Genomic DNA, 11,738 nt, shown 5'->3' on the forward strand with positions numbered 1-11,738 from the left:
TGTTGTTAATTATTTCTTTTAAAGACAATTATAAATTCATTAAAACATTAAAAACTAATATTGCAACATTGTAGCGTTATTCTTTTATGCTTATCCACGAATCATTTCGATATGTTCAATGTCATCTTCAAGATACATTTCACTTGACTGAACAAAACCATGACTTTCGTAAAATTTCTTTAAGTATAATTGTGCACCGATTGTAATTTGGTGTTTTCCAAAATTAGATTTTATTGCAGCAATTGCTTCACGCATTAAATCGTGTCCCCACTTTTTATCACGATAATTGGCATCAACAATTACTCTTCCTATTGAGGCATTGTCGAAACTAATTCCGGCATCGAATAAACGAGAATAGGCTACAACTTTACCATCATATTCTCCAATTAGGTGCAACGCTTTCTTGTCTTTGCCGTCAATGTCTAAATAAACGCAGTTTTGCTCTACTACAAAGATTTCACTTCTTAGTTTAAGTAAATCGTATAGTTCATTTACAGTTAATGCCTCAAATGGCTTAATTTTCCATTTTAATTCCATTTTGTATCTCTCTTTTAATTTTAATAATCCTAAAAACAAAATTACGTCAAATATTATCAAATAGAAATCCCGATTATAAAACTATAATCGGGATTTACTAAAAAGATACTTTGCTATTCCTGCAAGGTTTCCAAAACCTTGTAGGTATTTGATCTTTGTTATCTATTTTATTGCTTTGTCAATTACACCTATAAGGTTTTGGAAACCTTGCAGGAGTGCAAACTGCTTTACTTTATTTTTTCTTCATGACAATTTCCATGCTTTTGTATTCAGCACCGTCTTTGACATCAAACATTTCCATTTTACGGGTTGTAGCATCTACAATAGTATAAATTTCTCTGTAAGGTGCTTTCTTTCCTGTTACCGGATTTACTACTTCCCCTTTAAATTCCATACTTTTTTTCCCTTCATCATATTTTCCCGTGGCAACCATCATTCCGGTTCCCATATTGTCGATAAAAGTTGTGGTGTATTCTTTACTAGCGTTGTTATAGGCTAATGTACTTTTTCCTTCAAATGGTGCGCCCATAATTTTTCCGACATAGTTACCTTCCTGATAACGTCCGCCCAGAATCATTTTGATAGTGGCAACTGAAGTTGATTTTTCTGGTTTTCCGTTTGGTTCGTGCCAAAAAGTCATTTCACAATTCCACGTTCCAACTTCGTCTGTCATTAATTTGTGCGGTGCGCCCGGAGTTGCATACGCCTGCCAGGCTTTCATTTGTGCCGCAGAATCAACTGGTGCTTCGGCTGCTGGTTCTTCAGTTTTAATACTGTCCAAATCTTTTGGTGTATCAACTTCGGTTTTTACTTCTTTTTTACAAGAGATAAAACATAATGCAATAATTACTAATGTTGTGGTTACCTTTTTCATAAGTATTTGTTTTTATGTTTGTTATAAAACAAAAGTAAGAAAAATAATAACTAGAGTTGTTTCAGGTTTGAAGTTTCAGGTTTCAGGTTATGCTGGGCGTATTTAACCGCAAAGTTCGCAAAGGTTACGCAAAGAAACGCAAAGTTATTTTTCAAGCGCTTGACTTAAATTATCTTATATAACTTATATGGTTTAATATTCGTTTAGAAAACTTGAAACCTGAAACTTAAAACTTGAAACAAACTTTTTAACGTTTATCTATTTTTACAGATTTAATTATGGCTTCGAGATCGAACATTAAGTCGCGTTCTTGGTTTGAGGGTGAATAGCAAAATCCTTCGATAACCAGGATTCGGTTATAAACAGGATCTACGATTGCGTAGTTAATAAAAGGTCCAGCCATGAAGTCATTTTTCAGTTCCCATGTTCCTTTGGTTTCAAAAGCTTCTTTTCCGTCTAATGAAGTATTCGAAAAATACGGTGCATACGCTTCTCCGGTAATCATTCGGGTTTTTGGTTCTCTTCCTTTGATGTAGTAACCAATTGAGTCGCGCATTTTAATGATATTTCCCACTACATTTCCACGGCTTTTGAAGTTGTGCAGCGGAATTTGATATATTAATAAACTGGTGTTTCCACTAATAATATCTTTTTTGAGCCAGATAAAATTCTTTTTGTGAAGCATATATTCATATCCGGTTGGAATCTGGATATCTATATGGAATTTGTTTTTGATAACAGCCGGATTTAAAAGTGAAGCACTGTTGTCTTCCTGAATTTTCTCGATTTCGGCATCGCGAATCATTTTGATGATTTGTGCCGAATTTAATTCGATACTGCAAATAATGTCATCAACAGATTTTCCGTAAATACGAAAAGTGTTGTGCGGCAGTGATTTATTGTGGGTTATTTCAAACTTATCTACAGCTGATTTTTTAACAACGATAATGCTTCGGCTGTCGGTTACAAATCCTTCGAGAAGTTTGGCAGGATATTGATTGATTGTAAACAGAGGTTCTTCCTGAGTTAAGCCCAGAACTGGCGATGCAAATTTATTTCGGATACTGTCGCCAACTTCTCCATACCACAACTGATCGTCGATGATGATGGAAATTGTATTTGTTTTTCCGGAAACAGGTTCTTCTTGTTTATCTGTTTTTAAACAAGAAATCAATAGAAACGGAAGTATTATAAATAAAAAATGGGTTTTATTCATTTTCTTAATTTATGAAATAAAACCCAAATTTAAATAAGATTTTTTATTATCCGTTTATTTTAAGTTTCATTCCGGGTTTTATATCTTCATCTTTAATACCATTCCATTTTTTAATATCTGAAATTGTTACTCCAGGATATTTTTTAGAAATACTGTATAAAGAATCACCTTTTTTAACGTAATAATCTTCCGCTGCAGTTTTTGTTGAAGGCGCTTTCTTTTTGAAAGAGTCAACAGAAGTAGAAGCAATAGCAGTAGAAACCGGTTCGTGGATCTCTGTAACTATTTTAGAAACTACTAATGTTTTTCCTAAACCAATATTATTAGAGCTAAGATCATTTAACTCTTTTAAGTCCGCAATAGTCGTACCGAATTTTTTAGCAATGCTTCCTAAATTGTCTCCGGCCAATACAACGTACTCTACAGTTTGTATTGAAATTTTATCATTATCTTCTGCAGAAGCAACTGCTTCTTCTGTATTTTTCTCTACAGCAGGTAATACTTTAGGCTCTTTAATAACTTTGGCAGAAGTATCAATATCTGATTTAATTTTTAAAGATTTACCTAACGCAATTGCATTTGATTTAAGGTTATTCCATTTTTTTAGATCTGAAATATTCACATTATACTTATCTGCAATACTGCCTAAGTTATCTCCTTTTTGAACTTTATAGAACTGAATATCTTTAATCTCTTTATCTTTAGATACTTCCAGAGATTTAGTATCTCTAACCGGTTTTCCTTTTGGAGCAATTTTCATTGCTAAACGAGTTGGAATAGTTCTGTTTTCTGATTCGTGTTTTACGTAAGCGTAAATCTTGTCTTCATTTGAAACAAAGGTTGCGATTTTATCTTTTGGTAACCGAAGGAAATTTTGTTCCCCTTGATAAGCCGGTACAACATTTAATTTATAAGATGGATTTAAAAGCTGTAACTGTGATTGCGGCATATCTAACAAATCAGCAATTTGTTTAAAAGACATTTGATTTTTAACCGCTACAGTATCTGTTTCAAAGTTTTTAATAACCGCTCTTTCAGGGTTGATTCCGTGTTCTTTGTGATATTCAAAAAGATACATTGTAGCATAAAATGCCGGAACATAACCTTGAGTTTCTTTTGGAAGGTAATTACGAATATCCCAGTAACCTGTTTTTCCGCCAGAACGACGAATTGCTTTTGTTACATTTCCAGGACCTGAATTATAAGAAGCTAAAACAAGTTCCCAGTCATTAAAGACATTGAACATTTTTGTCATGTAGTTTGAACAAGCAGCTGTAGCTTTAAGAGGGTCACTTCTTTCATCGATATAAGAATCGATTTTTAAAGCGTATTGTTTTCCGGTTCCGTACATAAACTGCCAAAGTCCGGTAGCGCCCATTTGAGAAACTGCTTTAGGGTTTAAAGCAGATTCTACAACGGCCAAATATTTTATTTCCAACGGGATTTTTTCTTTAGCGAAAGTTTCCTCGAATATTGGAAAGTAGTATTCTGATAAAGCCATTAATCGAGAAAACGATTTTTTTCGATTCTTAAGAAATGACTTTATTATATTTTCTAATCCTTGATTGTATTCAATTTCAAAAGGCGATTTTGCATTCATTGCTGCCAAACGCTGCTTAAGCAGTTCTGTTGGCAATTCTTCATCAACCGTAACATCCTTGTTAATGGTTTGAATATCTTTTGTCAAATCATCGTAGATGTCTAAACTTACTAACTCATTCATCCAAAGGCTGTCAACTTTTGTTGCCAGATCATCTTTCTTGAATGTGCTTTTGATAGAATCTAAATAAGACAGCTTTACTTCGGGCTTAATTTCTCTTGATACTTCTGCAGTTTCCTGCGAGAACATCGATAGAGAAAACAATACGGTTACCGCTAATGATATTTTCTTTACAATCATATAACATTTTTTTAAAATTCTATAAATCAACTCATTATAGAATCATTATTTTTGCAAACTTAAAAAGTTTAAGGCTTAAATATACGCAAAAAAATGTTAATTGTGATTTTTTAGTCTAAAATTGCAGCAATTCCAGGTAAAACTTTGCCTTCTAACATTTCTAACATTGCGCCTCCACCAGTAGAAACATAGCTCATTTTCTCTTCAAAACCGAATTGTTTTACTGCTGCAACAGAATCCCCTCCTCCAACTAAAGAAAATGCTCCTTTTTCAGTTGCTTCTGCAATATAATCTCCTAATGCAATTGTTCCTTTAGAGAATGTTTCCATTTCAAAAACTCCTAATGGACCGTTCCATAAAATAGTTTTTGATTCTAAAATTACTTTTTTGAAGTTCTCTAATGATTTTGGACCTGCGTCAAGACCTTGCCATCCATCAGGAATTGCTGTTACGTCTACAACTTGTGTATTTGCTGAATTTGAGAAATCATCTGCAGCAATTACATCAACAGGAATATGAATTTGAACATTTTTTTCTTTTGCTAATCTTAAGATTTCAAGTGCTAAATCTAGTTTATCATCTTCGCAGATTGAATCTCCTACTTTTCCGCCTTGAGCTTTAACAAATGTAAAAGTCATACCGCCGCCAATAATCATGTGGTCAACCTTATCCAAGATATTTTCGATAACGGTAATTTTAGAAGAAACTTTAGAACCTCCTAAAACTGCTGTTACTGGCTTTTCGCTATTTTTAAGTACTTTATTTAAACTGTCTATTTCTTTTGCCAATAAAGTTCCGAATGTTTTATCGTTTGGAAAAAACTGTGCAATAATTGTTGTTGAAGCGTGCGCTCTGTGTGCAGTTCCAAAAGCGTCGTTTACATAAATATCACCAAGTGAAGCTAATTCTTTTGCGAAAGCAACATCTCCAGCTTCTTCTTCTGCGTGAAAACGTAAATTTTCAAGTAATAAAACTTCTCCAGGCTGTAAGTTTTTAGCAGCTGTTTGAGCTGGTTCCCCAACGCAGTTTTCAGCAAACTTAACTTGTACTCCTAAAATTTCTGAAGCTGTTTTTAAAATATGTTTTAAAGAGTATTTTTCTTCAGCTCCTTTTGGTCTTCCTAAATGCGACATTAAGATTACACTTCCGCCTTGAGCTAAAATAGTATCGATAGTTGGTTTTGCAGCTTCAATACGTGTCGTATCAGTTACATTAAAATTCTCATCCAAAGGCACGTTAAAGTCTACACGGATAATTGCTTTTTTATTTTTAAAGTCGAAATCGTTTAAAGTTTTCATTTGATATTTTTTTTAGTTTTTTTAGAAAGAAAAACAAATATAGGACTTTTAAAGTACTAATAAATTCGGATAAACTAAAAAAGAGACAACAAAAAGAACGAAAACGTTATAAATTCACAAATAAATTGGTTTATTAAGGATTAAAAACAATTATCGATAGTAATTTGATACCTGATGAAATGAAAAAAACCTTTTCTGTTAACAGAAAAGGTTAATCTATTTGGATTAAAAAGTCGCTTATTTCTAAATCGTTTTTAAAGTCGGAGAGATAAGGTTTATTTAATTAATTTTTCAAGCCTCAACATCATTTCATCTTTCTCTTTCAACATACGCTCATATAACGCAATTTTTTCTTCATGAAGTGAAATCAATTTTTCAATTGGATGAATATTAATTGTTCCGTAATTAAATGAATTACTAAAAGCGTGCTCTCCAAAAGTATTAGAAATAATATTCACCGCTTGCTCTTCATCAAAATTTTTAAAAGCCTCAACAGGAATATTCAGAACTGCAGAAATCTGTTTAAGCAGGTTGTCTTCAATTACATCTTTTTGTTCTAACAAAGAAATCTTCTTTTGATTCCAGTCTTCTCCCAGATCATAAGCTAATCCTTCCTGTTTTATATTAAGCATTTCTCTGAAACGTTTTACATTTCTTCCCTGATGAATTTTCTGTTCCATAATGAGTGTCATTTTTCTGAAGGCTCAAATATAAAGCCATTTGGATTAAAAGCCCGAATTTCAAAGATAAAAAATATCCTGCAAAAATCCATTTTATAAAAAAACCTTTTCTGTTAACAGAAAAACAGAAAAGGTAAAAAATGAATTAGATTATTTTTTTGTTTTTGGATCTTGAATTAGTCTTCTGTTTGAATGTAACAAATAGACAAATTATGCTGAACGGGAAACATAATAGTTTCATATTCGTTTGAGTTTTCGGTATTTTTTGAAATGAGATAATTGCCTTCAATGATTCCGAAGTAATTTAATAAAGGCGAATAAAATGTGATTCCGATTTTATGTTTTGATGGATCTGTAATGTCTGTATTGATAATATCTAACTGATAATTGATAAAGGGAAAATAGTTGTTTCCCAAAACATCTGTTACACGATGGAAATTTCCTTTTAACTGCTCAACATAACCGCTGGCAGCGATTCCGGTTAAGAAATGCAGTTGATTTGCTTTTTCGTTTTCACTTAATAATTCTCTAAATGTGTTTTTTGGATTTGATTCTGAATTAAACTGCTGAGACTGCATTTGGTATTCTTTGAAAGTATCTTCAAAAACATATTTATCCCAAAGTAAAGCCGATGAATTGTCAATTACTATACGATAGGCTAGTTTTATTTTCGTAATTTTCATTTAATTTGAATTTAGAGGAATTTCAATTACAAGCAATGTGGCATTTTGCGACAACGATTCCCATTTTATCGTTTCAGTTTTGGAGATTGCTAAACCATCTTTTGCTTCCAGAAGTCGGTTTTCGATTTCAAAAGCTCCGTTAATTACGAAGACAAAAAAACCGTTATTAGTATTCTTTAAAGTAAAGGTTCCTTCTTTTCTTCCGTCATAAATGCCAATAAATCCAAAAGCATTTTCAATTTCAAATAATGAATTCAATTTGTTGTGTGAACTTAAATCGAATTTATATTGCTGAAAATCGTTTTTAAAATGCTGTTTTTCCATTTGAAATTCGAATTCTAAATAACTCACATTTTCCTTTTCGTATGGATTATGGATTTCAATAGTTAATTCTTCAAATGCTTTCAGAATCCCAATTTGCTCTACATGCAAAAATTCCTCATTACCAATATTATCTTTATATTCAATTCCGCCAAATATGGGCAGAATGATCACATTTGTGTTTAGGTTTATAAATCGAGTGATACTTTGTTGGGGTGCTAATATTACTTCATTTAAAACTTTTAAGGTTCCAAATGCATTTCGGGATAAATCTTGGTAATGTTCAAAATTAAAAGTTGAGAAGCAGTTGTGTTTTCTGAATTAGAAAACCCTCTGGAATCTGACTTGTAAATTTGTGCCGGAATTTGAGCTATCATAAATTATTATTTGAAATTAACCAGCAACGTTTATAGTGTGAGTTAAAACAAAACCTTCACTAACACTTCCTGTTATTGTTCCTAATTCATTTGTAACAGAATCTGAAAAGACATTATCTGACGAATTATAGGTGTAACCGGACATTCCTTTTGTATAACCGTTGGCACTTGAAGCGTTAACTAATGCAACGGCGCTGTTTGTTCCTTCGGGAAAAGCAATTTGTGTTACGAGTAATGAAGTTCCGCTGGCGTTATAAATATGAACGTGAATGTGAGTTGCTCTTCCTGAATACCAGCCTGGAAATATTGAGGTAAAAGTTACCAAACCATTTGCATCTGTAGTTTGTCTTCCTCTTAAAAAGTGAACGGTTGTATAGTTTACAGACTGCATTGAAGTTCCTCCATATTCTGAATAATAACCGTCTTTGTCGCAGTGACAAATATCGACAATGGCATCTTTTAATACGGCACAGCTTGCGTTTGTATTTTTTATGGTGATTTTTATGCTGAAAGCTACGCCTGTTCTATCCATTGTAATGTCTGATTTTACTAAAGAAGATGGTGTAATGGTTGGAAATGGCCCTGCAGTTTCTGATGCTGTTACCGAACAATCGCCTGAAGATGAACCAGAACCAGAAGGTGAATCTGTATTCGTTGAAGAATTTGATGATCCATCATCATTATCCTGACTACATGAGTTTATAATTGGAATTGCTAATGAACCAATTCCTATTAAACCCAAACCTCTTAAAAACTCTTTTCTTTTCATTGCTTTTTCGTTTAAATGTTATTTTAATTGAATGAATAACAGTTGTTTTCAAGTAAAATTATTCGAAATTAAAGCGTTGTAAAAAGTTTGAGGTAAAGTTTATAATTTATGAGGTGAACGAATGAATATTTATTTTTTGTAGTAAAAATCTTTAGCGCAGAAGTGTATTACTTTTGGTCAAAAAGTTTAGAAAAAGCTTCTTCGTAACTGACACTGATTGGAATTTCGGCTTGACCGATGAAAATTATCTTATTTCTTATTTTAGAGATTTTAGAAATAGGAATAATAAAGGAACGATGAACTCTTATGAATTCGGTTTCAGGCAATTTTTGGAGAATTGCTTTTAAGGTCATTCGCGCAACAACTGTTTTCTGGTTTTGGATGTGGATTTTTAAATAATCGTCTAAACCTTCGATATATAAAATATCCGAAAACAGAATTTTAATCAAACTATAATCGGCACGAATAAAAACATACTGCTGTTCGATGTTTTGGTTTTGCTGTTTCCATTTTGAAAAAGCTTTTTCGGCCGCTTGTTGAAATCGGGAAAGGGAAATTGGTTTTAACAGATAATCGGTTGCGCTGAGCGTAAAGCCTTCAACGGCAAATTCAGAATATGCTGTTGTAAAGATTACCATTGTTTTGTGTGGAAGTTTTTTGTAGAATTCTAAACCTGAAATGGACGGCATATTGATATCAAGAAACAATAAATCGACTGGATATTTTTTAAGATATTTGAATGCTTCATCAGATTTCGTGAAAGTCTTGTTCAGTTCTATGTAATCAATTGTATCACATAAACTCTGAAGAATTTCTAATGCCAATGGCTCGTCATCTAATGCTATTGCTTTTATCATCGTATTTTAACGCTCAAGTTTACAATGTATTTTTCTGCTGAATCTTCGATTTTTAATTGGTGCTTATTAGGATATACTAACTTCAATCTTTCGATTGTATTGTGAAGTCCAATTCCTGAATCTGATTGTATCGAAAATGTCTTTTTATTAGAAACGTATAAAGTTAGTGTTTCATCATCGATATCGATTTTGATACAAATCTCGGAAGTCTGATCTGGATTTACTCCATATTTGAAGGCATTTTCAATAAATGAAATCAAGATGAGCGGTGTTATTACTTTTCCAAAAGTGTTTCCGGTTACCTTATAATCTACGTTTACAGTGTTTCCTAAACGTGTTTTTTGAAGGGAAATGAAATTATTGATGTAATTGATTTCCTTGTTTAATTCAATAACCTCATCGTTTGAATTGGTCATGATATATCGCATTAACTCCGATAGTTGGACTACAGCGTCTGCCGTTTTATCGTCTTTTTTTAAAGCCAAAGCGTAAATGCTGTTTAGTGTATTGAATAAAAAATGCGGGTTTATCTGGGCTTTCAAAAATGCCAGTTCTGATTTTACTTTTTCTTTTTCGACACTTTGTAATCTTCCGGAAATGGCAAAAAGCAAACTTGAAACTACTCCAATTAAATAAACAAGTGTTGTGTGTCCGTATTGTGTTGGCGGACCTCCAGTGAATCCAAAAGACATTGGTTCGTTTCTATGCGGCGGCGGGAATCTCCCTTCAAATGGTTTGGGATGATTTAATAGATTTTCGGAATGATCTCTAAAATCTAAAAAGTTTCGGCTTGGATGATCTAAAACGGTAGATATCCAAAGAAAGAATAAAAGGAAAATGACTATTATGAAATAGTATAGCAATTTTTTCTCTGAAAAATATAATCTTGGAATTAGATAATAGTAGTTGAAGTAAAAAAAACAAAGAAGTGTAAAATAGATAAACAGGTAAATGCGATCATGAGGATTTGTGTACAAATGTGGTAATGAGAAAACGGTATTTGTAGACGTAAACGCATACGGGATAAATAAAAAAGCGAGGCACAGAACTACATGTTTCGCATAAAGTGAAAATTTTGCTTTCATGAATCAAATTTGATTTATACCGTTTTGACAACCAAAATGATATATTCAAATTTAATGTTATTGCATGTTTATTTCAAATTATTGCGGTAAAAACACATAATGTTGCGACTCGCTTTATAATTTTTGGCTTTTCAGCCTATTTTAAAATAATCGTCTTTTGGCGATTAATCGTGTACCGGACTTTGTGTACAAGGACAGTTACTGATAGCTTGTAAGAAATCGAATCCTATTGTTACTACGTGTGTTCCTGTATTGTAATTTCCTAAATCGTTGAACATAACCTGGTATGAATATCCGAAGTAAAACTTAGATTTCATGAAACCTGCCATTGGCCCAACTGATAATGGTTTTGGAAACTGGTCGTTTAGGAAACGGTATGAAACTCCAATCCAATAGTAATCTTCGTAACGATTGTATCTTCTGTACTTGAAGTTAATATCGGTTGTTGAACGTTTATCACTTGCAAAGTACTGATAGAAAACAGATGGTTCGTATTCGATACGGCTGTTTTCTGCATCACGAAAAACATAACCAGTATAAACCTGATAGTTTGAAAGCAGGTTTGGTTCTACTCCACGATATTTATCGGTATTTTTCTTTAAAACGTTGTTGGCATTAAAACTTATATAAAAATCTTTATTACGGTATAAAGCACTAATGTCAAAGTTGTTGTTTGCATTGTAACGATTGTCTGTAACTGTTGGATCTATAACAGGATGTTCTATCGTGGTATTGAATTCATCCGTATCAATTCTAAATGTATTGAAGTTGTATGAAATACCAAAAGATAAATACTGTTTTGAGTAATAGTCTAAGATAAGGTGGTGCGCAAAGGATACTTTAGCACCGGTTTGTCTTGTATATCCGTTTTTATCGTTATAAAGCGATATTCCCACACCAGAACGATCTAAGATTCTAAAATCGGCATAAAGCGACTGGTTTTGAGGTGCATCTTTAATTCCAACCCATTGTGTTAAACCATTGGCTCTAATTCTAAGGTTGTCACCAATACCTGCATAGGCAGGAGAAAGCACGAACGGGTTATCAGCCAGATACTGAGTAAAAACTGGTAGGTTTAACTCTTGGCTGTAACTTGTTGTTACAGCCATGAGTACTAAGGATAAAATAAACTTTTTCATTG

The 11,738-nt window shown here is 32.8% G+C and carries 13 protein-coding genes; all 13 read right to left on the minus strand.

The features are described from left to right. Positions 1-90: 90 nt before the first annotated feature. Positions 91-537, minus strand: coding sequence for a GNAT family N-acetyltransferase (locus tag FLAPXU55_RS01490; RefSeq protein ID WP_180856228.1), 447 nt, complete (start codon positions 535-537; stop codon positions 91-93). Between the two features lie 232 nt (positions 538-769). After that, a complete protein-coding gene (locus FLAPXU55_RS01495) occupies positions 770-1,411 on the minus strand; it encodes a DUF1579 domain-containing protein (RefSeq protein WP_180856230.1) in 642 nt (213 codons plus the stop codon). Positions 1,412-1,658: 247 nt separating this feature from the next. Then, the gene (locus FLAPXU55_RS01500; protein WP_180856232.1) at positions 1,659-2,627 is read right to left on the minus strand and encodes a DUF4837 family protein; all 969 of its coding nucleotides are present in this window, start codon (positions 2,625-2,627) and stop codon (positions 1,659-1,661) included. Positions 2,628-2,673: 46 nt separating this feature from the next. Further along, positions 2,674-4,527 carry a LysM peptidoglycan-binding domain-containing protein gene (locus FLAPXU55_RS01505; protein WP_180856234.1) on the minus strand — a complete coding sequence of 618 codons (1,854 nt, stop codon included), beginning with the start codon at positions 4,525-4,527 and terminating at the stop codon, positions 2,674-2,676. A 110-nt stretch (positions 4,528-4,637) separates the two neighbouring features. Further along, on the minus strand, positions 4,638-5,825 hold the full coding sequence (locus FLAPXU55_RS01510) for a phosphoglycerate kinase (protein WP_180856235.1): 1,188 nt from the start codon (positions 5,823-5,825) through the stop codon (positions 4,638-4,640). Positions 5,826-6,100: 275 nt separating this feature from the next. Continuing rightward, on the minus strand, positions 6,101-6,505 hold the full coding sequence (locus FLAPXU55_RS01515) for a helix-turn-helix domain-containing protein (RefSeq protein ID WP_053474371.1): 405 nt from the start codon (positions 6,503-6,505) through the stop codon (positions 6,101-6,103). A 176-nt stretch (positions 6,506-6,681) separates the two neighbouring features. Then, positions 6,682-7,188, minus strand: a complete 507-nt coding sequence (locus FLAPXU55_RS01520) for a hypothetical protein (RefSeq protein WP_180856236.1) — start codon at positions 7,186-7,188, stop codon at positions 6,682-6,684. Then, the gene (locus tag FLAPXU55_RS01525) at positions 7,189-7,683 is read right to left on the minus strand and encodes a pirin family protein (protein WP_180856237.1); all 495 of its coding nucleotides are present in this window, start codon (positions 7,681-7,683) and stop codon (positions 7,189-7,191) included. A 68-nt stretch (positions 7,684-7,751) separates the two neighbouring features. Beyond that, on the minus strand, positions 7,752-7,886 hold the full coding sequence (locus FLAPXU55_RS24160; protein ID WP_262890988.1) for a hypothetical protein: 135 nt from the start codon (positions 7,884-7,886) through the stop codon (positions 7,752-7,754). Between the two features lie 16 nt (positions 7,887-7,902). Next, entirely contained in the window at positions 7,903-8,655 is a 753-nt protein-coding gene (locus FLAPXU55_RS01530; RefSeq protein ID WP_180856238.1) for a peptidase associated/transthyretin-like domain-containing protein, read from the minus strand. 167 nt (positions 8,656-8,822) lie between these two features. Beyond that, positions 8,823-9,512 carry a LytR/AlgR family response regulator transcription factor gene (locus FLAPXU55_RS01535; protein WP_180856239.1) on the minus strand — a complete coding sequence of 230 codons (690 nt, stop codon included), beginning with the start codon at positions 9,510-9,512 and terminating at the stop codon, positions 8,823-8,825. After that, entirely contained in the window at positions 9,509-10,375 is an 867-nt protein-coding gene (locus tag FLAPXU55_RS01540; protein ID WP_180856240.1) for a sensor histidine kinase, read from the minus strand. Before FLAPXU55_RS01540 ends, FLAPXU55_RS01535 begins: the two co-directional genes overlap by 4 nt. A 386-nt stretch (positions 10,376-10,761) precedes the next feature. Next, entirely contained in the window at positions 10,762-11,736 is a 975-nt protein-coding gene (locus tag FLAPXU55_RS01545) for a PorP/SprF family type IX secretion system membrane protein (protein WP_053474376.1), read from the minus strand. Between the last annotated feature and the right edge of the window lie 2 nt (positions 11,737-11,738).

It is taken from the genome of Flavobacterium panici (assembly GCF_903819335.1).
GTDB lineage: Bacteria > Bacteroidota > Bacteroidia > Flavobacteriales > Flavobacteriaceae > Flavobacterium > Flavobacterium panici.

What these genes read in the sequence shown, in the direction of transcription:
- FLAPXU55_RS01535 (WP_180856239.1), bottom strand. Translation starts at nt 9,512, where the DNA reads ATGATAAAAGCAATAGCATTAGATGACGAGCCATTGGCATTAGAAATT.
- FLAPXU55_RS01530 (WP_180856238.1), bottom strand. Translation starts at nt 8,655, where the DNA reads ATGAAAAGAAAAGAGTTTTTAAGAGGTTTGGGTTTAATAGGAATTGGT.
- FLAPXU55_RS01505 (WP_180856234.1), bottom strand. Translation starts at nt 4,527, where the DNA reads ATGATTGTAAAGAAAATATCATTAGCGGTAACCGTATTGTTTTCTCTA.
- FLAPXU55_RS24160 (WP_262890988.1), bottom strand. Translation starts at nt 7,886, where the DNA reads ATGATAGCTCAAATTCCGGCACAAATTTACAAGTCAGATTCCAGAGGG.
- FLAPXU55_RS01515 (WP_053474371.1), bottom strand. Translation starts at nt 6,505, where the DNA reads ATGGAACAGAAAATTCATCAGGGAAGAAATGTAAAACGTTTCAGAGAA.
- FLAPXU55_RS01495 (WP_180856230.1), bottom strand. Translation starts at nt 1,411, where the DNA reads ATGAAAAAGGTAACCACAACATTAGTAATTATTGCATTATGTTTTATC.
- FLAPXU55_RS01500 (WP_180856232.1), bottom strand. Translation starts at nt 2,627, where the DNA reads ATGAATAAAACCCATTTTTTATTTATAATACTTCCGTTTCTATTGATT.
- FLAPXU55_RS01490 (WP_180856228.1), bottom strand. Translation starts at nt 537, where the DNA reads ATGGAATTAAAATGGAAAATTAAGCCATTTGAGGCATTAACTGTAAAT.
- FLAPXU55_RS01510 (WP_180856235.1), bottom strand. Translation starts at nt 5,825, where the DNA reads ATGAAAACTTTAAACGATTTCGACTTTAAAAATAAAAAAGCAATTATC.
- FLAPXU55_RS01545 (WP_053474376.1), bottom strand. Translation starts at nt 11,736, where the DNA reads ATGAAAAAGTTTATTTTATCCTTAGTACTCATGGCTGTAACAACAAGT.
- FLAPXU55_RS01520 (WP_180856236.1), bottom strand. Translation starts at nt 7,188, where the DNA reads ATGAAAATTACGAAAATAAAACTAGCCTATCGTATAGTAATTGACAAT.